This is a genomic window from Granulicella sp. L60, from assembly GCF_009765825.1.
Lineage (GTDB): Bacteria > Acidobacteriota > Terriglobia > Terriglobales > Acidobacteriaceae > Edaphobacter.
On sequence record NZ_LMUR01000018.1, the window covers coordinates 198,173 to 221,215 of the forward strand.

A 23,043-nucleotide genomic window follows, 5' to 3' on the forward strand; every position below is an offset into this window, starting at 1 on the left:
TTTCAAGTTAGGTTTGGACTTCTTCTTGGAATCAAAGGAAAAGTCCCATAAAGTGCAGATCTCTCTGCCAAAGTCTTCAATCTGCTTGGCTTACGTATTGAATCCTCAGTTAAAAGCAAAACCCCGGATGGTGACCGGGGTTCTCGCCTGATTTTTAATCTCTACTTCCATGATAGCTCGCGGGAGGTAACTTCTGCGCAAGGCGCATCTATCTCATTTCAAGCTGGATAGGTGCGGGCAGGGCTTGACATATTTAGTTTGTGGGCGTTGTTCTCACACGCCAGAGGTCTGTCATCGAACACGAACGTATTGAAGCCTTCTGCCCGCTAACGGCTTCGAAGGGGCGTGGGCTGAGTGAGGCCTCGTATGATGGTTATCCATGGGTTTGGTGACACCGTTTTTTACCGTATTTCTTGCTGCTGTTGTTGCACTTGTACCTTCCTCGGCGCTCTGTGCGCAGCAGACGAAGACATCCAACCTGGACGAAGTTCTCAAGGGGCTGGAATCGAACCTGAATCGCTATGACACTCGTCTGCCGAGCCTGTTCTGTGATGAGCATGTTGTTTCGTTGCAGATGGAACCAAACCAGCGAGATGTCAGCACAGTCACTGACTCAGTTTTTCAACTTAGCCGCAAAGTCCAACCCGGCCACATGACGGCTTTCGTGGAGTCACGTGAGGTCAAGACGGTCAACGGAAGGCCTGCCACATCGCAGGATGTTGACGCTCCCACCATGCTGAGCGGATTGTTCGAGGGCGGTCTGGCGGTTGTCTCTTTGAATCAGACGGCCTGCATGAGTTACACGTTGCGCCGCGTCAACGGCAAGCATCCGAACGATCCCTACATCGTCCGGTTCAGCACTGTCCTGACTACCAAGAACTCCGCAGACTGCTTTCTACAAGAGAAGAGCAGAGGGCAGGCCCTTATCGATCCAGCATCCATGCAGCTCAAGCATCTGGAGATCATCACACCACGCCACACCATCATCGATGGGGATGGATATACACCGCGAGTTGTCGGCAGCCGTACGCTTACGATCGACTACGCACCCGTTCTGCTTGGCGGCGAGACCTTTCAGATGCCATCCGCAATCAGCATGTTGAATACTACTGGCAACAGCTTTCATCAGACGGCCTGGTCGTTTCGGGCTACCTATCGCAACTACCATAAGCGCGAGGTGACGTCGCGCATACTTCCTGCCACTGAATCTCCAGCTCGATGATCTGCTGTGTCTCCTGGCTTGCTTGAAGTGGCTCGCTTGAAGTCACTGTCGTTGGCTACTTTGGCGTGTTCGGCGCAGTGCTGCGATGGCGGCGCAGGGCATCGAGGTGGATGACGAGGGCGATAAGGCCGCCGAGGATGGTGCACCATGCGCGACGATGGGCGATGACGGGGCCGGGGATCTGGTTGAGGGAGAGCAGGAAGACGATGTAGGAGGTGAGGCAGGCGGTGAAGAGGCCGTAGTTGACGGAGTTGGTGGCGAACGACGCGAAGGCGAAGAGTGTGGTGCAGGCGGCGAGCACGAGCGGTTGCGGTGTGAGGTGAGCGATGAGGAGGCTGCAGAGCCATGCGCCGAGCAGCGTGCCGAGGATGCGCGCGGAGGCTCGGGTGAGGGTCTCGAAGAAGGCTGGCTTTTGGACGAGCAGGGCGGTCATGGGGATCCAGTAGCCGGACTGGATGCCGATGCGGTGGTAGACCTCCGTGGCGACGGAGATGGTGATGACAAGGCGAAGGCAGTAGCCGAGGGTGGCGGAGTGCGAGAGTGCGGGCAGAGATTGCGGAAGTTCGCGGAGGCGGTCGAGCAGCTCGTGATGCTGCTGTTGGACGCCCTGGTAGAGCGAGGTGGGGATGCGGAGCAGATCTTTGCGAAGGTCGGGCATGAGGCTGAGGCCGAGTGAGGTGATGAGGATCTGCACGACTCCGCCGAGGACGATGAGGCCCGCTCGTGTGAATGCGAGAAGCGGCCCGGTGGGAAAGGCGGAGGCGACGAGGAGGGCGACAGAGGCTTGCTGGCCGACCCAGGAGAGTCCGGCGTGGCGCGCGGTGAGGACGCCGTAGATAAATGCGGAGAGAGCGGCAGCGAGCAGGAGGGCGTAGCCGCTGTGACCGGCGAGTGTGCCGACCAGGGTTGCGGTGGACATGGCGAAGATGGCGGCGATCATCGGAAGCAGCCTGGAGTCTGCGATGCGCTGGTTGGCTCCGAAGCCGATGGTGAGGGCGCCGCCGCCGGCGACGAGGGCTCCGCCGGGGTGGCCGAGAAGGATGCCGGTGAAGAGGCAGAGCGCTACGGCGGAGGCGCTGACCAGGGGAAGACGCAGGCTGAACTCCGACCATTTGAAGGTGTAGAGGTCGGCGAGGAAGTGCGGTGGTGTGATGGAGGGTGCGAGCGGGTTCGACTGGGTTGCCATCTGTACTCGTGTGATGCGGTGGAGCGTGTTGGAACGCTTTGGATTAGAAGAGATCAATCGACTGCGGGAGCGGTGAGTCGTGAAGAAGAGGATTCATGAAGTCGATCACGCTGTGGGTCACGGTCTGCTCGCCGGAATATGCTGTCGTGATTGACGATTCTACAGAGGGAAAGATGGGAGAGTAATCGCGCTATTTTGAATTAACTTGGGCTGGGCTGATCGTCACGATCTTCTGCTGCGGGAGACGAAACTGTCAGAGAAGCCGTCGACTCCGGTTGAGAAGTCGGCGGCTTAGCGTTGGTCGATGGATGTGTCGCGGCGCTTGATCGTCTCATGCGCGCTGCGAAGTGAAGAAGACCCACGTCTCGGGTGAGATCGTGGGTCTTCTTTCTAGTTCGGATTTTTTAGGATGGTTTAGGCGAGGCCGTTGCGGGAGATGACTTCGCGGTAGAAGTGGGCGCTCATCTTGGGAGTACGCTTCTGGGTGGCGAAGTCGACGTAGTGGATGCCGAAGCGGTAGGCGTAGCCGTCGGCCCACTCGTAGTTGTCCATCAGGGACCAGCAGAAGTATCCGCGCACGGGAACACCTTCGCTGACGCCGCGATGGAGCTGGGTGAGGTAGTTGCGCAGATACATGATGCGATCGGAGTCGTAGACGTGGCCGTCGGGGGTGAGGACGTCGGTGGAGGAGGCTCCGTTTTCGGTGATGTAGATCTCCTTGATGCCCCACGCCTGCGCGGCGAGCTTCGGTCCCCAGTAGAGAGCTTCGGGGCCGACGTGCAGCCATGGGCTCATCATGTGCGGGTAGGACTTCGGCGACGGAATGACGGCGAAACCGGCGGGGGAGTCGTCGGCGCGGACGAAGGTTGGTGTGTAGATATTGATGCCGACGAAGTCGACGGGTGAGCCGATGGACTTCATCTCGGCGGCGGTGAACTTGGGAGCGGCGGCACCGTGGTGGGCGAGGAAGGCATCGGTGTAGCGGCCTTCCATGATGGCGTTGAGGTAGCCGGCGTTGGTCTCGCGTATGGCCTTGGCTGCGGCGGCGATGTGCTCGGGTGTTTCGATGACGGGGACGCAGGCGTTGATGTTCTCCGCGAGGCCGACTTTGGTGCCGGGTTTGGCGTGGGCTCGGATGGCCTGCACGGCGAGACCGTGGCCGAGGATGGCGTGATGCCTTACCTGGTTGACGCCGGCGGGTGGAAGCTTGAGGCCGGGAGCGTGGCGTCCGTCGCGATAGCCGATATCGACGAAGGAGCTGATCTCGTTCATGGTCATGAAGTGCTTGACGCGGTCGGAGAGGTGTTCGGCGACGTAGCCTGCGTACTGGGCGAAGGCCTCGGCGGTGTCGCGGGACTGCCAGCCGCCCTTGTCTTCGAGGGCCTGGGGGAGATCCCAGTGATAGAGGGTACAGAAGGGCTGGATGCCAGCGGCGAGAAGCTCGTCGAGCATGCGGTTGTAGAAGTCGAGTCCCTTGGGATTTGGCGTGCCGGTGCCCTGCGGAAAGACGCGCGGCCAGGCGATGGAGAAGCGGTAGGTCTGGAGGCCGAGATTCTTCATGAGCTGGACGTCTTCCTTGTAGCGATGGAAGTGGTCGTCGGCTACGTCGCCGGTGTCGCCGTTGTTGGTCTTGCCGGGGGTGTGGGAGAAGGTGTCCCAGATGGAGACGCCGCGGCCCTCTTCGTGCACGGCTCCTTCGACCTGATAGGAGGCGGTGGCGGAGCCCCACAGAAAGCCTTGGGGGAACGATCGCGCTGCGGGTGCGGTAGGAGCGGTCTGGGCGGAGGCGGAGGGTGCGAGGGTCGAGAGCGCGGTGGGGGCAAGGAACGCGGACCCGGCGAGGCGGGCGAAGGTGCGGCGGGTGAAGCGATTTAGCACAGGGAGTTCCTCGATTTCTGAAGTCAAGGAAGTGTAGCTGCTTCTGTGGAAAGATTTCCAGTGCAGGCGTAAAAGAAGTTGGCAGAGGGGATTTTGGCGAAGGCTCCGGCGGCTGGGCGAGGGGGGCTGGATGATGGTAAACTGAGTTCTGTGCCGGGTCCTACGCGACGTAATCCCGCCAACCCCGCCAGGTCCGGAAGGAAGCAACGGTAACGGGTCATTACGGGCGCAGTAGGTCGCCCGGTGCACTTTCTTTCTTTCATTTACTTTCGCCGCAGCCTCTCGCAATGGCGCAGTAGATTGCTCGGTGCATTATCTTTCTTCCATCTACTTTGGCCGCAGTTTCCGCAATGGCGCAGTAGATCGCTCGGTGTACTTTCTTTTTCTTGCCAGATCCTTCTTCTTGATCGATCTCTCGCATTTCCTAAAGTCTTCCAGCATACGTCTGAAAATCTTTGCGGCGCTCCGTAGCTGGCGAGTGGACCTGCTCTGTTCTCCTCCCATCTGTTTTTCTTCTTTTCTCCTTTTTTATCTCCATTTGATAGAGGACACAGGAAGCGAGCCTGGATGAGGTGTCTTTTTGGGCCTGCGATTCGTCAATGTGTAGGTGACATGCAGGCGCATCTCAGAGAGAATGGTCTCCGGCAGGTGAACGATGGTTCATTTGTAATGTTTCCCCTATTTTGTGTGAATAAGTACGAGGTGAGAGTTTGAGTTTGACGTTGAAGCCGCAGATGCGTGTGCGCGCAAAGATCAGTTCGGTAGGGACGTATGTGCCGCCGCGGTTGTTGACCAATGCAGATCTCGAAAAGATGGTCGCGACCAACGACCAGTGGATTACGGAACGGACAGGGATTCGTGAACGTCACATCGTAGAGTCGGGTGTGGCGACGAGCGATCTGGCGGTGGAGGCAGCGAAGAAGTGCCTCGCGTTGCGGGGCATCGAGGCGAGCGAGCTGGAGGTGATCATCGTTGCGACGGTGACGCCGGATATGTTCTTCCCGGCTACGGCCTGCCTGGTGCAGGACAAGCTTGGGGTAAAGGGTGCGTGGGGATTCGATCTGTCGGCGGCCTGCTCGGGGTTTCCGTATGCGCTGCAGGTGGGCGCGAAGCTGGTGGAGAGCGGGATGCACAAGAAGGTGATGGTGATTGGAGCGGACGTGATGAGCTCGATCATCGACTACACCGACCGGACGACGTGCGTAATATTCGGAGACGGTGCGGGGGCGGTGCTGCTGGAGCCGTGCGAAGAGGGCGAGGTCGGACTGGTTGACTACTGGCACGAGATCGACGGTTCGGGTGCGTCGGCGTTGAATATGCCGGGCGGTGGAAGCCTGCATCCGCCGACTGCGGAGACGGTGGCGCAGAAGATGCACTACGTCCATCAGGACGGACAGGCCGTGTATAAGTTCGCAGTGCGCAAGATGGCTGAGGCCGCAGAGATTGTGCTGACGCGCAATGGCGTGGAGGGCAAGGACCTCGGCTGCTTCATTCCGCATCAGGCGAACAAGCGGATCATTCTGTCGACTGCGGAGCGGCTGGGAATGCCCGAGGAGTCGGTCATCATCAACATCGACCGCTTCGGCAATACGACGGCGGCGACGATTCCGATGGCGATGCAGACGGCGCTTGAAGAGAAGAGATTGAAGAAGGGCGACCTGGTGCTGCTGGCCAGTGTGGGCGCAGGATTCACGGTAGGGGCGACGCTGCTGCGCTGGGAGTTTTAGCGGAAGTTTATCGTTCCTCTGCGAAACTTCGGCCGCTCGGCAGTGTCCTGTTGTATGCATTGATGTGTGCTGGTTGAAGACGTGAGGTTAGGATGAGATCGCTTCTTCTCTCCGTTCTGGTTGTCGTCGGCATCGCCGGACCGGCGTTAGCACCGTTGCCGGTCCGGGCGCAGAGTGCAGCTAACGCTCTGGCTTCCGGATCGACGGATATGCACTGGAGCGAGGGCGCAAGTAACTGCAAGACGAGCCCGCACTCTTCACTCGAAGTACATTACTATAACGCGCAGACGTTCATCTTGCGGGAGAGTCTTTGCGTTACTTTCGAAGCGCCGTTTATGTATCTCCTGGTCGGATCGACGAGGGCGATGCTGATCGACACCGGAGATGTCGCTGACGCGGACCACATGCCGCTGGCGACGACGGTGATGGGCCTGCTTCCGTCGAATGGATCGGCGAAGCTGCCGTTGCTTGTGGTTCATACGCATCGGCACCTTGATCATCGCGAGGGCGACGGTCAGTTCGCGCAGTTGCCCGGTGTGCAGGTGGTTGGGTTCGATCTTGACAGCGTGAAGCGGTTCTACAACTTTACCGATTGGCCGAACGGGCAGGCCCAGATCGATCTTGGAGATCGAATCGTCGATGTGATTCCGACGCCCGGCCACAACGAGACGCATGTGTCGTTCTACGACCGCAAGACCGGGCTGTTCTTCTCTGGCGATTTTCTGATGCCTGCGCGGCTCCTGATCGACGATGCCGCAGCAGATCTGCAGAGTGCGCGTCGTGTCGCCGCGTTTGTGAAGGATCGTCCGGTGACAGCGGTCTTAGGCGGCCATGTTGAACTCGATGCGCGTGGAGAGACGTATGCGTGGGAATCTACCTATCATCCCAACGAGCACGCGCTGCCGATGACGAAGGACGATCTGCTTGCTCTGCCCGCGGCGGTTGCGAGCTTCAATGGCTTCTACGCACAGAGCGGTCCATTCCTGATGATGAACTCTATGCGCGTGCTGATTGCCATTGGTATAGCGGTCGTGGTGGTGCTGATTGCGCTGGTGATCGCGCTGATTCGGTATGTTCGGCGACGCCTGCGTACGCGCAGAGCAATCGTTTCAAACTGATGATCTTTGCCGACCAGCGGAAGGCCCTCAGAGGATGATCCTGCAAAGTCAAGGTATACGCGTCACGAAGTGACCTCCCCACGAGCAGTGGGCCCGTCCGGCAGGACAGAGTCTTTCAGGTTTACTTCGAAGCGATGCCTTGAGGGTGCGCGACGACGGTGCGCGATGTCTTGTAGAGCTTCCAGAAGGCGATGCCGCAGCTTACGAGGATGAGCGTCCACAGCACGATGAGCACAGGTGTCGCGTACTTGGCGGACAGGTTGTTCCACAGGTGCAGGATGTGCCGACCGTAGTGGATGCCCAGCCATGCGGCGATGGCGTGGCGTGCGGCGCGGCTGATGGTGAAGGTGGTGAGGAACTTTCTGCGCGACATCCTGAGCGCGCCGGCCGCGAGAACGAACGGGCTGAGCGGCATGGGCGGAGGAAGAATCGCAGGCAGGGCGACGGAGAGGATGGCGTGGTTTCCCATCCAGTCGCGGATGCGCTTGAAGATGCGTGGGGGGATGCGCTTCTCAAGGAAGGCGATACCGCCGGATTGGCCTACCTGATAGCTGAAGTATCCACCGAGTGCGGAGCCTGCGGTGGCGAAGAGGACGAGCAGGATCCAGCTATTGTGCTGCGCGGCCAGCACAATGATCATGATGTCGGTGATGCCGGGCAGAGGCAGCGGAACGAAGGAGCTGTCTACGATGGAGACGAGGAAGACGCCGAAGAGTCCGAAGCTGAAGAGGAGATGAAGCAGCGGGCTGCGGGATCGGCCTGCGTGCGTGGCTTGCTGTGCAACTGCTGCGAGGTGTCTCGTCGCGATGATGGCAGTTGCAAGAGGTTTCATAGAGGATAAGACGCGTTTGGGCTGTGGGAAGTCGCGTGAATTGCGCAGAAGATTGGTGGAGCGGCGAGTATAGCAGGCGCCGTTAGAGGAAACGAAGCTGGGGGAGCGGGGGAAGAACGTCGGCTTCGGCGGCGTACTGGCGGAAGAGTTCGATGGCGCGGACGCAGTCGGTGTTGAGGACGTAGTGGATGTTGGAGGCGAGGTAGTGGCGGATGGTGGAGGGCGGAATGGCGATGCGCGGCGTCCACTCTTCGACGAGCTGTTCGATGTGGAGCAGGCCGTGATTGCGCGAGGCTTCCAGGTCTTCCACGAGTTGAGCGGCGGTGATGCGGGGAGAGCCAAGTGCCTCGGGTCGGACGGCCCATACCGCGGCGACCCAGGGCAGATTGGTACGGGTGCGCCACTCGTGCGCGAGGTCGAGCCAGGTGCAGGGGCCGACGGCGGACTCGATCTGCTCGCGGGCTTCGATAGCCAACAGAGCCGGGTCGCCGATGAGGATGGCGGCGTCGGCCTGTTGCAGCATGGCGATGGGGTCGGCTGCGGCGGGCAGGAAGGTGGGGCGGTTATTGGCGAACCTGCGGAAGAGAATGTCGGTGTAGGCGAGAGAGCTGCGCGAGGCAGTGTCGGCGGAGACAGTCTTTACCGAGGCCAGGGTGTGATTTTTCTTGAGGATGAGCTGGATGGAGCGCACCTCGTCGAGCGATGCGATGGTGCAGCCGGGGACGATGGCTAACTCCGGCGTAAGTGCGGCGATGGGGATGAGGCCAAGGTCGGCGCGTGCGGCGAGGAGCTCGGCGGCGCAGAGCGATGGTTGGGTGTAGTGCAGCGTGTAGCGCGAGGCGAGATCCGCGGCAAGGGGTGGGTGCTCGAAGTCCCACATGAGAGGTGCGGGATTGAGGAAGTTGATGGCAGCGACGCGGAGCATGGAGGTGGGGTTTGTCAAAAAAGTCAATCGAAGCTTCTGTTGTTTGTAGATGTCTATGTTCTAGTTTATTGGATGTGCGGGGAGGGCGTGCGATGCAGAGGGCCGTGGTGGGTTTTTATCAGGACGAGGAGAGCCACTGGGTGGCGCGGCTGGAGTGTGGGCACGGACAGCATGTGCGGCACGATCCGCCGTGGACGGTGCGCGAGTGGGTGACGACGGAGGAGGGAAGAGCCGAACGGATTGGAACGGCGATGGAGTGCAAACGCTGCGAAGAAGAAAAATAATAAGAAACAGAAATTGCCGGTACGATGCAAGCGGTAGCCCGTCTCTGAATGTGACACACACTGAAGGGGGGAGTAGAGCATGAGTTCAGTACTGAACCTTGGCCGTACTCTGTTTGCCATCGCGATTGCGGCGTTTGGTCTTCAATATATTCTCTTCGCAACCGGACAGAAGGGGCCAATTCCTGGTGCGCCGTGGTACCCCGCATCCGTTGGTGTAGCGTGGCTGGCAGCGATTGTATTGATTGCAGTCGCGGTGGGTCTGTTCGTTGGAGGGGCTGCGCGGCATGTGGCTGTGCTTCTGGACGCCGGCTTGTCGTTGCGGATTCTGTTCTTTCATCTGCCTTTGCTGATCGCCCATCCTCGCGATCCGGGGCAGTGGACGACGTTGTTCGAGGTTCTCGCGATATCAGGAGGAGCCGCGGTTCTTGCGGAACTTTCGCCTGAGGGGCTAAGTTCGTCGCCGCGATGGAATCGGATCGTTGATTTAAACGCCAAGGTTGGAGTCTTTTGCATTGCGGTGTCGCTGGTGGTCTTCGCGGTGCAGCACTTCATGTATGCGCAATTTGTCGCGACGCTGATTCCTGCGTGGATTCCCGCTCGACTGTTTTGGGCGTACTCTACCGGTGCGGCGTTTGTTGCTGCGGCGCTGGCGATGACGACGAAGATGATGGCCCGGCTGGCGTCGTTGCTGCTGGGCGTGATGTTTCTGCTGTGGGTGATTATCCTGCACGGTCCGCGGGTGATGCATGCGATCCAGAGTGGCGATGAGGTGACTAGCCTGTTTGTTGCATTGGCGATGAGCGGAATAGGTTTTATTCTGACGGAGCGGTTCGCCAGGCAACGTGCTTGAGGCTGCGAGACAGTAAGCTGGACGATGATGGGGAAGGTGGGCAGGCTTGTCGCAACAAAGCAGAGCAATGGGACAAGAGGAGCAGGCTAGGCTGGCGTGGATGGCGTTGACGCTGACGCCGGGCATGGGGCCGACGCGGATCTGGAAGGCGACGGGACGGCTGGGCGCGGCGGAGCGGCTATTCGAGGCTTCGCTGACGGAGCTTGAGGGGTTGGGAATGCCGGCGAAGTCGGCGCAGTTCGTCTTCGAGGGCAAGGCTCGAACGGCTGCCGTCGACGAGATGCGCAGGACGTCGGAGGCCGGCGGACAGATTCTGACGCCCGAGGACGAGGCGTACCCGGAGCGGCTGCGAGAGATCTATGACCCGCCGACGGTGCTGTGGATTCGCGGAGATGTAGAGCTGCTGGCGAGGCCGGGAATAGCGGTTGTGGGGACGCGGAGTCCTTCGCCCTACGGCGCGGGCATGGCGGAGCTGCTCTCGCGCGATCTGGCGAACCGGCGGCTCGTCATTCTGAGCGGAATGGCACGTGGCGTCGACACAGCGGCGCACAAGGGAGCGATCGACGCCGGAGGCAAGACCGTCGCGGTCTGGGGAACGGGGATCGACGTCATCTATCCCAAGGAGAACAAGAAGCTGGCGGAGAGCATAGTGGCAAGTGGCGGGACGATCGTCAGCGAATATCCGCTGGGAACGTTCCCCGCGCCGCAGAACTTTCCCATTCGCAACCGCATCTTGAGCGGAATGAGCGTCGGCGTGCTGGTGATCGAGGCGGCCGAGTACAGCGGCACAAGAATTACGGCACGGTGCGCGATGGAGCAGAATCGCGACGTCTACGCCGTTCCCGGAAACGTCACGAACAAGAACGCCTGGGGGCCTAACACGCTGATAAAGCAGGGTGCCAAGCTGACCGCAACGTGGGAGGATATCTGGGAAGATCTGCCGTCCCAGATACGGCTGCAACTGGAGGACGAGTTGGAGGCCACGTCGAGCCCCGGTGAATCGAAGGCGGGTGGCACTGCATCTCTCTTTAATGAGACGCCGATGCCAGCGCAGGAACGGATCGTCTTCGACCGGCTGAGGCACGACGAATCCACGCAGCTGGACGAGTTGATCGAGCAGCTGGAGGCTGAGTTGGGGTCTGCGGAGATCTTCACGGCGCTGTTTGAACTGGAGCTTGCGGGGCGGGTAAGGCAGTTGCCCGGCAAAAATTATGTGCGGGCATTTTAGGCCGCACCGCCGAAGCGCGATTCCTGCGTCGCGGCAAAGCTAGCAAAAAACAAGCTAAGTGCAAGCTGTCATAGGCTTTGACGGTCTTGTGATGGTGCGTCTTTGAGCGCAGAAACAATAAGTCGGCGGATGACTTTTTCCACCGGCCTTCGTCAGTTGAGGAATTGTAACGGGATGACGCGTTTGCGGAAACCGTGTTAGGTTCGCAAGGGAACAAGGAAGAAGATGGAACGTTTCGCCTCGGCGTTGCGTTCCGGGTATGAAGGGAACGAATGGGCAAATCACTTGTGATCGTCGAATCGCCTGCGAAGGCGAAGACGATCAATAAATATCTCGGCAGCGACTACATCGTGGAGGCCTCAATCGGCCACATCATGGACCTGCCAAAGAACGACATCGGCGTGGAGCTGAAGCGGCGCACGTTCGAGCCGACGCTGATCGTGTCGCCGGGCAAAGAAAAGGTAGTAGACCGACTGAAGAAGCTCGCAGCAAAGGCCGACATGGTTTATCTCGCGCCCGACCCGGACCGCGAAGGCGAGGCGATTGCTGCGCACCTCTCGATGCAGCTTCTGCCGGTGGTGAAGGACAAGTCGAGGATTCGGCGCGTCACCTTTAATGAGATCACCAAGAAAGCGGTGCAGGCGGCCTTTGCCCATGCACGCGATGTGGACGAGAACCTTGTGGATGCGCAACAGACCCGCCGTGTGCTGGACCGGCTGGTGGGCTACCAGGTCTCTCCGCTGCTGTGGGATAAGGTGCGGCGCGGCCTCTCGGCGGGACGCGTTCAGACGGTGGCGCTGCGTCTGATCGTGGAGCGCGAGCAGGAGATCAACGACTTCAACCCGGTCGAGTACTGGACCATCGACGCACAGCTTCAGCCCACCGCGGGCAAGCAGAGCTTTGTCGCTCGCTTCGTCGGAGTGAACGGCACACCGTCGCGCGTTGCGAACGGAAAAGATGAAGAGGGCAAGGAGCAGTTTCTCTCGAACGCACTCCCCGATAAAGAGTCGGTCGACGAGGTGGTCGGCGAACTGAAGGGTGCGAAGTGGAGCGTACGCTCGGTCGAGAAGAAAGAGCGCAGAAGCAATCCGAAGGCTCCGTTCACCACCAGCAAGCTGCAACAGGATGCCTCCGGCCGCCTCGGCTTCAACGTGCGCCGCACCATGGGCGTGGCCCAGCGGCTGTACGAGGGCGTGGAGATCGGCGCAGAGGGCACGGTCGGCCTCATCACCTACATGCGTACCGACTCCACCCGCGTCAGCGCCGATGCCATCGCGGATGCGCGCACATTTATCGGCAAGCTGGGAGCGAACTACCTGCCGGCAACTCCGAACGAGTATGTCGGCAAGAAGCAGGCCCAGGCGCAGGACGCGCACGAAGCCATTCGTCCGACCAACGTCAGCTTCACGCCGGACTCGATCCGGAAGTATCTCAGCGACGAGCAGTACAGGCTCTACAAACTCATCTGGCAGCGCTTCGTCTCCAGCCAGATGACGCCCGCGATCTTCGACCAGACGACGGTGGACATCGTCGCCCAGGCGAAGCTCGCTTATGACTTCCGAGTGACCGGCAGCGTGCTTAAGTTCGACGGACATCTGAAGTTCGAAGAGGAAGAGAAGCGCGCAAGACAAGCTGCGAAGGACAAGGCCGCGAAGGAAGAGGCCGCTGCGAAGCCTGCGGAAGCGGAGTCCGAGGGCGAGGACGGCGAGGCAGACAGCAGACTGCCGGAGCTGAACAACGGAGAGGCTCTGCGTCTGGAGAAGCTGGACCCGCTGCAGAAGTTTACCCAGCCGCCGCCGCGCTACAACGAAGCCAGTCTGGTGAAGACCCTTGAAGAGAAGGGAATCGGACGGCCTTCGACGTACGCCTCCATCATTAATACGATTCAGGATCGCGACTACGTGAAGAAGATCCAGGCCAAGTTTGTGCCGACCGAGATTGGAACGGTCGTCACCAAGCTGCTGGTGAAGAACTTCCCGTATATCTTCGACACAGCGTACACGGCCACGCTCGAAGGCGAACTGGATGCGGTCGAAGACGGCAAGGAACGATGGACCGATCTTCTGAACGGCTTCTACGATCACTTCGAGAAGGAGTTGAACGTCGCCGGCAAGAACATGGAAGACATCAAGCGGATGGAGGAGAAGACCGACGAGGTCTGCGACAACTGCGGCAGTCCGCTGATTCTGAAGTGGGGCAAGTTCGGCAGCTTCTACTCCTGCAGCAACTTCACCAAGGTAAAGCCGATGACGGTTGCGGCTGGTCCGTGGAAGAAGGACTCAAAGGCCGTGACGAAGAAGATCACGACGGCGTTCTCGTTTCCGATTATCGTGAAGGCGATGATCGAAGATGTGACCGAGTACTCGAAAGAGACCCTGAATGTGAAGGAGCTGGCGGCTGCGATCGATGAGGCCGCACGAGCAGGCAAGAAGGTGACGGCGGAGCCCTTCAGCTGCGATTTCACCAAGGAGAACTTCGCCGCCAAGCCCGACCTGAGCGCTCCCGGAGCCGACGAGGTCGCCGAAGAGGAGTTCTGCGACAACTGCGGACGAGTGATGGTGCTTCGCAATGGGCCGTGGGGTCCGTTCATGGCCTGCCCCGGCTACAACGAAGATCCGCCGTGCAAGACGATTCGCAAGCTGAACCAGAAGGTGCAGCAGAAGCCTCCGGTGCAGCTCGAAGAGGCCTGCCCCAAGTGCGGCAAACCGCTGCTCCTGCGCAACGGTCAGTACGGCGAGTTCATCAGCTGCAGCGGATATCCAAAGTGCAAGTACATCAAGCAGGAGCTGCTGGACGTCAAGTGTCCGAAGGACGGCGGCGACATCGCCGTGCGCAAGACCAAGCGCGGCGACCTGTTCTACGGCTGCGTGAACTATCCGAAGTGCGACTTCGCTTCGAACCTGAAGCTGGTCAACCAGACCTGCCCCAACTGCGACAGCGCATACGTGCTCGAGGTCGCCAACGACAAGGGAACGTTCCTGGTCTGCCCCAACAACCGTGAGGCTCTGCCGAAGCGCCGCAAGAAGAAGGGCGCGCCGGACGAGGAGCCGACCACGCCGGCCTGCACGTACGAGGAGAAGATCGGCGGCCCGGCTCCGGTTCCGATTCCAGAGATGCCGGACCCGGCGAAGACCCGGGCGGTCGTCGAGAGCGTAGCTTAAACCAAGGGCATAAGGACGAAGAATGGCAACTGCTGCAGATGCGGAACTGATATTGAAGCTGTATGAGATTCGACGGGAAGAGACGCTGCGGAAGGCGAGGCGCTTCCTGGTATTCGACTTTCAGCCAAAGACGGTGGAGGAGCTGCGGGTAGTGTCGAGAGACACCGGCTCGGAGCACAACCCGTCCTGGCGGCAGACGTTGAGCTACTGGGAGATGGCCGCCTCCTTCGTTCTGCGCGGCGCGCTCGACGCAGACCTCTTCCTGGACTCGAGCGTGGAGGGCATCCTCCTCTACGCCAAGTTTCACCACTTCCACGCCGAGACGGAGAAGCAGAGCGGAAACCCCTTCATGGGCCAGACTGCCCGGCTGATCGCCGCCTATCCGGCAGCGCAGGCTCGGTATGAGGTGTTTCTGAAGTCGTTTGGGGTCACCAAAACCGCTGCATAAGGGCGGGAGGGGGACCGGACACGCCCTTTCCCTTATGCATCATTTCTGTTACAAATGGACAATGGTCCCAGGGCCAGAAGTTCGATGGCGAGGTCCGGCGCACGTCCCTGTTCCCGCCGTAAACCTTTGAAAAGAAATGGGTAGTGGACTATGGCAAAGGCAGTTTGGAATGGCCAGACACTGGCAGAGAGCGAAACATACGAGACTGTCGAAGGGAACATCTACTTCCCCGAGGAGTCGGTAAAACGGGAGTTTTTTAAATCCAGTTCGACGACCTCAAGTTGCCCATGGAAGGGGCAGGCGCGTTACTACACGATCGTGGTTGACGGACAGGAAAATCCGGATGCGGCCTGGTACTACCCCGATCCGAAGCCGGCGGCACGAAATGTGAAGCATCACGTCGCCTTCTGGCGGGGTGTAGAGATCATCAAGTAGCTGATTCTACAGCTTTAGAGAATTTTGAAGCGGGAGGGGCTATCTGCCTCTCCCGCTTTGCTTTAGTGCGCCGCTTTAGTAAGCCTCCGCACGTTCGAGCGGGAGCCGGATCTGGAGACAGGTCGCGCCCGGCTTCGACTCTACCGTGACGAAGCCGGAGTGCTTGCTGACGATGCGTTGAACTGTATCCAGCCCAAGTCCCAGGCCGCGGCCGGGAGCTTTAGTGGTGAAGAATGGCTCGAAGATGCGCGACCGGATCGACGGATCGATGCCCGGGCCAGAGTCCCACACCTCCACCAGCGCAAGCTCTCCGCTAAGATGCGTGGTGAGTCGCAGGGTGCCGCGGTCGTGCATGGCCTCCAGGGCGTTTTCGATCAACGAGGTCCAGACCTGGTTGAGCTCGCTGCCGTAGGCGCTGACGGGCGGTAGCTCGGGATCGAAGTCCAGCTCGACCGAGACGTTCTTCAGCCGCGAGTTGAACATCACCAGCGTGTTTTCCAGCGACTGCGCCAGATCGACGTCCTGAATCGGCGCCTGATCCATATACGAGTAGTCCTTGATGGCGCTGATGAGATCGAAGATGCGTACCGTCGAGTCCACGACCGTCTCGGCCATGCGTTCGACCCGCAGCGCGCTGGCCACCGTAGCGATCGCCACCGGCAGGGTCTCAGCGTTCGTAATGGCAGCCAGATCGTCCAGCAGATCGATCGCCAGTGTCGTCTCCGAGAGCGCCGGAGCAATGGTCCAGGGCTGGGGAACGTTGTGGTCGGTCAGCCAGCGCATCAGGATAGCCTCGCGATCCGTGGCGGCCAGCGGGCTCTGCAACGCCTGCGCGGAGGCCGAGAACGCCTCAATACGATCGCGCGCGTTCTGTACCCACTTCATATAGTTGTCGGTCTGCTCCGTGGTGAGCGAGAGCTTCCCCAGCTGATACTTCTGATTGCCATACTCGCGCAGTTCGCGAAACAGGCTTGCAGCCGACCGCTGCGCTGCCGAGGCCGGGTTGTTCAGCTCATGCGCGAGATTCGCCGCCAGCTTCCCCAGCGCCGCCAGCTTCTCCGCCTGCTGTTCCATGCGCGTAATCTCGCGAACCCTGTCCAGCATCAGCGAGACGCAGCGCTGCGCCATCGACGGAATCGCCGCCAGCATGTCGGGAAACAGCGTCTGTGGAATATCCAGCGCCCACACCGTTCCGATCGCGTATCCATCCCCTCCATAGCCCTTCATGCGCGAGAACGGCAGCATCCCGGTCAACTGGCTCGCCCGTCCGATAAACAGCGCAATCGGCCCGGAGTGGCGCCGCCGTACCTGCACCTCGCCGCGCAGGATGATGTTCATACTCACCGCCGGCTCGTTCTCGCGAAACAGCAGCGCGCGGTCCCCGCCCACACGCTCCCGGCCGTGCGTCGCCAGCCACGTGTACTCCTCTTCCGTAAGTCCGTCGAGCACATTCACATTGCGCAGCGCGGCGATGATCTCGGCCAGCGGCGTAGGCTCAGCCGGCGCGTCCGCCAAAACCTGCGGCTCTACCGGGCTCGCAGGCAGCGTTTCGGCCGGAACTTCATAGCTATCCAGTGTGGCCATCTCGAATCTCCTTCTGCCGCATCGGCATGGAATCAATCAGCTTCGCCAGTCTCTCCATTGTTACAGGAGTTTGGGATCGAAGTTTTTCACCGCCGTCTTTTCCCACCAGAATAACCGTAAAATCGCCCGGCCCGATCTGGAATCGCCGCCGCGCCGACGCCGCCTCACCCTGCGCAAGTTCGACCAGATGCCGCCCCGGAAGAATCTCACCCCACTGCTTCGCGAACGCTTCCTCTTCATCCTGCAGCAGAACCGGCACCGCAAGTATCTGCCGATCCTGCATATCCTGCGTTCGCTGGGCGAGAATCTCCAACTGCTCATGCAGGAGCGGATTGTCCGCCGCGGCAAAGATCAGCAGCGGGCGGTAGTCGTGGCGCAGCGAAGCGACGGTGCTTCCGGCAGGGGCCGACGAGAGCGGCAGCACAGGCATAACGGCAAGAGCGAGTAAAGAAAGATGGATCATAAGTTTGTCTGGATAGATGCGACATTGGTTGGATGCGGACCGAAGAAACTAAATCTGTAAAAATTTGTCTTCAATTTGTCTCCTCCACGCACCGGCCTTACAGCCCTGCAAAAAAAGACGGACAGATCTTTCAGATTCGATCTTTCGTCGATCTGCTTCCGATCTATGTCTGTAGCTACGTAGGTGAGACGTTCGCGGATGCAAACGGATACCAGAAGATTATTCGACCGGCTTCGACACCATGATCAGAAAATCCATTGGAGCGGTCTTGTATCCATGCTGCCGGACGAGCGTAGCCAGCTGCGCATAGTGGCGAACGCCATGCAGCAGCGCGTGTTGAAACACCACCTTGCGCGTTGCCCTCCGACGTCCTGCAGTCAGCGTCCCAAACTCAATCTCTTCATCCCAGTCGACCGCTGCATCCGCAAGCAGACCTCGCAGCATCTCCAGCGCACGCTCATGAGTCGCGAAGATCTCTTTCGCGCTGCCATAAGGAATCTTCGAGTAATCGGTCGCCTGCAAACCCTGCAGCCTCTCGGCATAACGCAGCTCCGCTGCAACGATATGTTGTAAAAGCTGCCCGACGCTTTTGCAGTTATAGATATCGCACGGCACCCCAAGCATCTCGGGCTGCGAAGTGGCGAGCGATCTCCAGATCGAAGCCGTCGCATCGTTCCACTCCAGCAGCGCGTCTGCACTCAACGAAGGATCGCTCATCTCTTATGTCTCCCACGCGACGTCAGCCCGGACAAAGCCTCAATCCTCCGAGGCCTCATCCGGCTGCATCGCGAATCAACCAACAGTAATCACGCTTTGACGACAGCGCCGTTGACTACCTTGACCGGATCGAGGAACGGCATCGACTTGCGCAGCTCTGCGCCAACCGTCTCGATCTGGTGCGCAGCCTCCTGCTTGCGAATGCGCGCAAACTCGTGGCGTCCCGTCTCGTTCTCCGCGATAAACTTCTTCGCGAAGCTTCCGTCCTGGATGTCGTTCAGCAGGCTCTTCATCGCCTTCTTCACCTCGGGCGTCACAATGCGCGGTCCAGCCACATAGTCGCCCCACTCCGCCGTGTCCGAGATTGAGTGGCGCATGTACTCCAGGCCGCCGCGATACATCAGATCGACAATCAGCTTCAGTTCATGCAGCACCTCGAAGTACGCAAGCTCCGGCTGATACCCAGCCTCCACCAGCGTCTCGAACCCTGCCTTCACCAGCGCACTCGTGCCGCCGCACAGCACCGCCTGCTCGCCAAAGAGATCGGTCTCGGTCTCCTCGGTAAACGTCGTCTCCAACACACCTGCGCGTGTGCAGCCGATGCCCTTGGCATAGCTCAGCGCCAGTGCAAGCGCATGTCCGCTCTTGTCCTGCTCCACCGCAACCAGTGCAGGCACGCCGCCGCCCTCGGTAAAGACCTCGCGTACACGATGGCCCGGAGCCTTCGGCGCAACCAGCGACACATCGACGCCCGCAGGAGGCGTAATCGTGCGGAAGCGAATGTTGAAGCCGTGCGCGAACATCAGCGTCGCATCGGGCTTGATGTTGGGCTCGATCTCCGCGTGGTACACCTTCGCCGCCGTCTGGTCCGGCGTCAGGTTCATGATCACGTCCGCCCACTTCGAGACGTTCGCAACCGTATCAACAACAAGCCCAGCCTTGCGCGCACGCTCCGCATTGGGCGACTCAGGCCGCAGGCCTACACGCACCTCAACGCCGGAGTCCTTGAGATTAAGCGCATGGGCATGGCCCTGCGAACCGTAGCCGATGATGGCAACTTTCTTTGCCTGGATAAGAGAGAGGTCTGCGTCTGCGTCGTGGTATGCCTTTGCCATTTTTCTTTCATTCCTTTTGATGTTGTATGTCGGTCAAGTTTAACAAGCGTGGATGTTGATTTGAGGAAGACGTGCTTCGTTTATTCCTCTTCTTCGTGCACGTCTTCGAACTCGTTAGTGAGAAGGTTGGACTTCGGTCTTGCTGCAAAGTCGGGTGTAGACGGCTCGTCGCCATCCGGCGTGCCGAGCGCCTTCAGCACGCGGCTGGTGTGGTGGCCGCGACGCATCGCCATGCGGCCTGTGCGCGAGACCTCGAGGATCGTATAGCCGCTCTCGGTGATCACCTGAATCAACCCCTCGATCTTGCTCGCCGCGCCGGTCATCTCCAGCATCACCGACTCCGGCGCAAGGTCGACCACGCGCGCACGAAACACATTCGCCAGTTCAAAGATCTGCGAGCGCGAGTTCTGCCCCAGCGGATGCGAAGGCCCCGCCGCAACCTTGATCAAACAAAGCTCGCGGATCACGGCCTCGCTACGCCCTACCTCGTCCACATCCACGGTGATCTCAAGCTTGTAGAGCGAGGCCCGAATACGATGGGCCGCATGCTCCGGCGCCTCGCACACAATCGTCATGCGCGACACGCTGGCGCGTTCGCTCTCGCCCACGGTCAGCGAGACGATGTTGATGTTGAGTCGGCGAAACAGCGAAGCAACGCGCGTAAGAACGCCGGGCTTGTCGCTTACAAGAGCTACGAACGTGTGGAGCATGGCACCTCGGAGAGAGTTGGATTGCGCAGGCTGTAGAGCGTATGGCGCTCGTTCGGATGGCCTGCAGGAACGCGTGGATGGTTGAAGTCAAGCTCGGGCCGGTGCGTCATGCCGAGCTTCTCCATCACATGCCGCGAAGCTTGATTGGAGATAACCGTGATCGCGACAACTTCACTCAGGCCGACTTCGCCAAAAGCGTATTCGACGATCGCGGTCGCGCCTTCGGTCGCCAGCCCCAGGCCCTGGCAGGACTGCGCCAGCCGCCAGCCGATCTCGACCGCAGGCTGAGGAAGGTTCGGCACCACATCGCGCATCACCTGCATCCCGATGATTCCGGCGAACGCACCGGTCTCGCGCAGAGTCGCAACGAAGAAGCTAAACCCGTCTCTCTCGAAGGCTGCGCAGTATCGCGCCAGCGCCTCGTCGCTCTCCTGCCCCGTCATCGGGGCGGCGAAGAACCGCATGACGACCGGGTTGGCGTTCATCGCAGCGAACGGAGCACGATCTTGCTCCTGCCATCGGCGAAGGATGAGGCGCGGCGTTTCGAGTTGGAGAGGAGTCGTCAAAGTTTGATTCTCAAAGATAAAAAGAACTAGATGAAGTCCATAAGCCGTGAAGCGTCAAGGCCGCATCGTTGGAACAAAAGTTCGCGGAATCTCGAACAGGACGAGTTCGCCCGGCTTAGCCGTTGGCGTAGCCGTAGTGGGACAAAGATTGCCGGTGACGAGTCCCTTCTGGAGAATCGAGGCGATGGGGTAGTTCGTATAAAGCTCACCACGCGAACGGCAGTCCGCATACATATTCGAGAGGATGCGTATGGTGGTCGCCTTCCCGTAGTCCACGCTGATGATCCCGTTCTTATCAGTTGGCATAGCGACAGAGCCGATCTGGTCCGCACGCAGTGCGACGTTCAGCCTCTCATCGGTCACCGGATGGCCGGTGTTGGCATTGATGATCCGGATTGTAAGTGCCTGGGACTGCGACGTCTGCGACTGCGGTTGCTGCGACTGCGCCCCGGCAACCGCCGAGACCAGTCCGCACATAAGAAGCACCAGGACGCCCCGCAGAACGAAGCCGAGCCTGTCTGACATAGGAGCTACGAAGCTATGGATCATGTCCCGTCCCTTCTCTCTTTGGTTCGACATCTCTGGCTCAACGTCTGATAAATCCAGCAACGTGCAGCAACGAAAAAAATAGTTGAAAAACGTGGCGTACTTTTCAGACCCAAAAAACAAGCAGTCTAACGTTCACGTTCACCGCGCAATTCACCACAACTCACCAGCAAGAAACCACGTCCTGCGCACCGATTTTTCCAAAATACCCCTCAAAAACAAGGGAAAAATGCAGATTCCAACCTCAAACCCCAGCCGAACTTTTTCTGCAAAAATACAGCTACTCGTCCTCCGAAGTCTCCAGCAAAGGATCCTTCTGAGGCCGACGCACCATCTCGTGCAGCGCCGCGCCCGGCGCGATCATCGGATAGACCCCATCCTCTTTCTCCACCTGGAAGTTGATAAGAAAGGCCTTACCACTGGTCCGCGCCTTCGTAACCGCAGGAGTTACATCCTTCCGCTTGCTGACATGCGCCCCATCGATACCATGCGCCGCCGCCAGCATCACAAAGTCCGGCGACAGGATCGGCGAAGCCGCGTAGTTCTTGTCGTAAAACGCCTCCTGCCACTGCCGAACCATGCCCAGGAATCCGTTGTTGATCACCGCGATATTGATCGCAAGTCCTTCCTGCACAATAGTTGAGAGCTCAGACGCGGTCATCTGAAACCCCCCATCGCCAGCGACAACCCACACATCTTTCTCAGGACACGCAACCTTCGCCCCAATCGCCGCAGGCAGTGCAAAGCCCATCGTTCCGAGCCCACCCGAGGTAATCAGCGAGCGCGGCGTGTCGTGCTTGTAGTACTGCGCCTCCCACATCTGGTGTTGGCCCACATCTGTAACGACGATGGTATCTTTTTCACGACCAGCTGCGACGGCTTCGCGCCAGATGTCGTTGATGACGTGAGCAGCGTAAAGATGGCCATTATCAGGCAGATTGATGATGTCGCGAACGGCGGCGTCTCCTTTCATCGCATTAATCTCGCGCAGCCAGGCTGTATCGGAGCTCTTGGGCAGAAGCGGCAACAGCAGCTCCAGTGTCTCGCGTAGATCGCCGATGAGAGCGACGTCGGCCTTTACATTCTTGTTGATTTCGGACGGATCGATCTCGATGTGAATCTTCTTCGCATTAGGCGCGTAGCTTGCGAGGTTGCCGGTGACGCGGTCGTCGAAGCGCATGCCAAACGCGAGGAGAAGATCCGCCTGCTGGATCGCATGATTGACCCACGACTCGCCGTGCATGCCCATCATGCCAAGCGAGAGCGGATGGTTGGTAGGGAAGCAGCCGAGACCGAGCAGCGTGCAGCCGACGGGAATCTGCTGCCGCTCCGCGAACGCGAGCACCTGGGCCTCCGCACCGGAGTGAGTGATGCCGTGGCCGGCGAGGATGAGCGGCCGCTTCGACTGCTTGATAAGCTCGATGGCCTGCTGGATGGATGAGCTTTCGGCGCGCAGCATGGGGTGTGGGCGATAGGCGGCGGGAGCTGCTTCCTCGAAGCTGAAGGGCGCGCTGCCTTGCTGGGCGTCCTTTGTGATGTCGATGAGGACAGGGCCGGGGCGGCCTGAGGCTGCGACTTGAAAGGCCTCGCGCACCGTGCGGGCGATGTCTTCGGCGCGGGTGACGAGGAAGTTGTGCTTGGTGATGGGCAGGGTGATGCCGGTGATGTCGACCTCTTGAAACGCATCGCTGCCGAGGACCTTAGAGGAGACCTGTCCGGTGATGCAGACGATGGGGATGGAGTCGAGCATTGCCGTGGCGATTCCCGTCACAAGATTTGTTGCGCCGGGGCCGCTGGTGGCCATGCAGACGCCGACCTTGCCGGAGGCGCGAGCGTAACCGTCGGCCATGTGCGATGCGCCCTGCTCGTGGCGGACGAGGATGTGGTGGATGGGGAACTTGCGCAGAGCGTCGTAGATAGGGAGGATGGCTCCGCCGGGATAGCCGAATACGCGGTCTACGCCCTCTCCGGCCAGAGTGGCCCAGAGGATCTCTGCTCCGGTGAGTTGTGGGTGTTGGTTCGTATTAGATGTTTCGCCCAATGTGTCC

21 protein-coding genes and 1 other RNA gene are annotated in these 23,043 nt (G+C 59.8%); 10 read left to right on the forward strand and 12 right to left on the reverse strand.

Translation table 11 applies throughout. The annotated features are described in order from the left end of the window. Nucleotides 1-379 precede the first annotated feature (379 nt). Complete coding sequence (locus GSQ82_RS11250; protein ID WP_158792387.1) at nucleotides 380-1,222, forward strand: hypothetical protein; 843 nt, start codon at nucleotides 380-382, stop codon at nucleotides 1,220-1,222. A 55-nt stretch (nucleotides 1,223-1,277) separates the two neighbouring features. On the opposite strand, the gene GSQ82_RS11255 is transcribed toward GSQ82_RS11250, so the two are convergent. Further along, on the reverse strand, nucleotides 1,278-2,408 hold the full coding sequence (locus GSQ82_RS11255) for an FUSC family protein (protein WP_158792388.1): 1,131 nt from the start codon (nucleotides 2,406-2,408) through the stop codon (nucleotides 1,278-1,280). Between the two features lie 414 nt (nucleotides 2,409-2,822). Next, nucleotides 2,823-4,313, reverse strand: coding sequence for a GH1 family beta-glucosidase (locus tag GSQ82_RS11260; protein WP_371417193.1), 1,491 nt, complete (start codon nucleotides 4,311-4,313; stop codon nucleotides 2,823-2,825). 124 nt (nucleotides 4,314-4,437) lie between these two features. On the opposite strand from GSQ82_RS11260, the gene ffs reads away from it, so the two are divergent. The 3 genes from ffs to GSQ82_RS11275 all read left to right on the forward strand — a co-directional run bounded on the left by ffs (nucleotide 4,438) and on the right by GSQ82_RS11275 (nucleotide 7,131). Further along, nucleotides 4,438-4,535: signal recognition particle sRNA small type (gene ffs / locus GSQ82_RS11265), an RNA gene on the forward strand. Nucleotides 4,536-4,996: 461 nt separating this feature from the next. Next, complete coding sequence (locus tag GSQ82_RS11270; RefSeq protein ID WP_158792389.1) at nucleotides 4,997-6,013, forward strand: beta-ketoacyl-ACP synthase III; 1,017 nt, start codon at nucleotides 4,997-4,999, stop codon at nucleotides 6,011-6,013. Between the two features lie 92 nt (nucleotides 6,014-6,105). Beyond that, on the forward strand, nucleotides 6,106-7,131 hold the full coding sequence (locus tag GSQ82_RS11275) for an MBL fold metallo-hydrolase (RefSeq protein ID WP_158792390.1): 1,026 nt from the start codon (nucleotides 6,106-6,108) through the stop codon (nucleotides 7,129-7,131). A gap of 121 nt (nucleotides 7,132-7,252) precedes the next feature. Here GSQ82_RS11275 and GSQ82_RS11280 read toward each other — a convergent pair whose 3' ends face one another. Beyond that, nucleotides 7,253-7,963: a YqaA family protein gene (locus GSQ82_RS11280; RefSeq protein ID WP_158792391.1), complete on the reverse strand. Its 711-nt coding sequence runs from the start codon at nucleotides 7,961-7,963 to the stop codon at nucleotides 7,253-7,255. An 82-nt stretch (nucleotides 7,964-8,045) separates the two neighbouring features. Next, complete coding sequence (locus GSQ82_RS11285) at nucleotides 8,046-8,915, reverse strand: menaquinone biosynthesis protein (protein ID WP_254061584.1); 870 nt, start codon at nucleotides 8,913-8,915, stop codon at nucleotides 8,046-8,048. Nucleotides 8,916-8,980: 65 nt separating this feature from the next. On the opposite strand from GSQ82_RS11285, the gene GSQ82_RS11290 reads away from it, so the two are divergent. From GSQ82_RS11290 to GSQ82_RS11315, 6 genes are all read left to right on the forward strand, one after another. Continuing rightward, entirely contained in the window at nucleotides 8,981-9,172 is a 192-nt protein-coding gene (locus GSQ82_RS11290) for a DUF3565 domain-containing protein (protein WP_158792392.1), read from the forward strand. Between the two features lie 79 nt (nucleotides 9,173-9,251). Further along, nucleotides 9,252-10,022, forward strand: a complete 771-nt coding sequence (locus GSQ82_RS11295; RefSeq protein WP_158792393.1) for a hypothetical protein — start codon at nucleotides 9,252-9,254, stop codon at nucleotides 10,020-10,022. A gap of 67 nt (nucleotides 10,023-10,089) precedes the next feature. Beyond that, complete coding sequence (gene dprA / locus GSQ82_RS11300) at nucleotides 10,090-11,250, forward strand: DNA-processing protein DprA (RefSeq protein WP_158792394.1); 1,161 nt, start codon at nucleotides 10,090-10,092, stop codon at nucleotides 11,248-11,250. A 272-nt stretch (nucleotides 11,251-11,522) separates the two neighbouring features. Beyond that, nucleotides 11,523-14,411 carry a type I DNA topoisomerase gene (gene topA, locus GSQ82_RS11305; protein ID WP_158792395.1) on the forward strand — a complete coding sequence of 963 codons (2,889 nt, stop codon included), beginning with the start codon at nucleotides 11,523-11,525 and terminating at the stop codon, nucleotides 14,409-14,411. A gap of 22 nt (nucleotides 14,412-14,433) precedes the next feature. Then, a complete protein-coding gene (locus GSQ82_RS11310) occupies nucleotides 14,434-14,859 on the forward strand; it encodes a hypothetical protein (protein ID WP_158792396.1) in 426 nt (141 codons plus the stop codon). Between the two features lie 150 nt (nucleotides 14,860-15,009). Continuing rightward, nucleotides 15,010-15,294 (forward strand): DUF427 domain-containing protein, encoded by a 285-nt coding sequence (locus GSQ82_RS11315; protein WP_158792397.1) that lies wholly within the window; start codon nucleotides 15,010-15,012, stop codon nucleotides 15,292-15,294. A 75-nt stretch (nucleotides 15,295-15,369) separates the two neighbouring features. Here the strand turns inward: GSQ82_RS11315 and GSQ82_RS11320 are convergent, their stop codons facing one another. The 8 genes from GSQ82_RS11320 to ilvB all read right to left on the reverse strand — a co-directional run bounded on the left by GSQ82_RS11320 (nucleotide 15,370) and on the right by ilvB (nucleotide 23,036). Further along, on the reverse strand, nucleotides 15,370-16,878 hold the full coding sequence (locus GSQ82_RS11320) for a sensor histidine kinase (protein WP_158792398.1): 1,509 nt from the start codon (nucleotides 16,876-16,878) through the stop codon (nucleotides 15,370-15,372). Then, nucleotides 16,862-17,341, reverse strand: a complete 480-nt coding sequence (locus GSQ82_RS11325; RefSeq protein WP_158792399.1) for a DUF4174 domain-containing protein — start codon at nucleotides 17,339-17,341, stop codon at nucleotides 16,862-16,864. Before GSQ82_RS11325 ends, GSQ82_RS11320 begins: the two co-directional genes overlap by 17 nt. A gap of 219 nt (nucleotides 17,342-17,560) precedes the next feature. Further along, nucleotides 17,561-18,058, reverse strand: coding sequence for a DinB family protein (locus GSQ82_RS11330; protein ID WP_158792400.1), 498 nt, complete (start codon nucleotides 18,056-18,058; stop codon nucleotides 17,561-17,563). Nucleotides 18,059-18,147: 89 nt separating this feature from the next. Continuing rightward, entirely contained in the window at nucleotides 18,148-19,173 is a 1,026-nt protein-coding gene (gene ilvC, locus GSQ82_RS11335; protein ID WP_158792401.1) for a ketol-acid reductoisomerase, read from the reverse strand. 80 nt (nucleotides 19,174-19,253) lie between these two features. Further along, nucleotides 19,254-19,883: an acetolactate synthase small subunit gene (gene ilvN / locus GSQ82_RS11340; RefSeq protein ID WP_158792402.1), complete on the reverse strand. Its 630-nt coding sequence runs from the start codon at nucleotides 19,881-19,883 to the stop codon at nucleotides 19,254-19,256. Beyond that, nucleotides 19,865-20,449, reverse strand: a complete 585-nt coding sequence (locus GSQ82_RS11345) for a GNAT family N-acetyltransferase (protein ID WP_158792403.1) — start codon at nucleotides 20,447-20,449, stop codon at nucleotides 19,865-19,867. Before GSQ82_RS11345 ends, ilvN begins: the two co-directional genes overlap by 19 nt. Before the next feature lie 54 nt (nucleotides 20,450-20,503). Continuing rightward, nucleotides 20,504-21,028, reverse strand: a complete 525-nt coding sequence (locus tag GSQ82_RS11350; RefSeq protein WP_158792404.1) for a hypothetical protein — start codon at nucleotides 21,026-21,028, stop codon at nucleotides 20,504-20,506. Nucleotides 21,029-21,275: 247 nt separating this feature from the next. Beyond that, a complete protein-coding gene (gene ilvB, locus GSQ82_RS11355; RefSeq protein ID WP_254061585.1) occupies nucleotides 21,276-23,036 on the reverse strand; it encodes a biosynthetic-type acetolactate synthase large subunit in 1,761 nt (586 codons plus the stop codon). Nucleotides 23,037-23,043 lie beyond the last annotated feature (7 nt).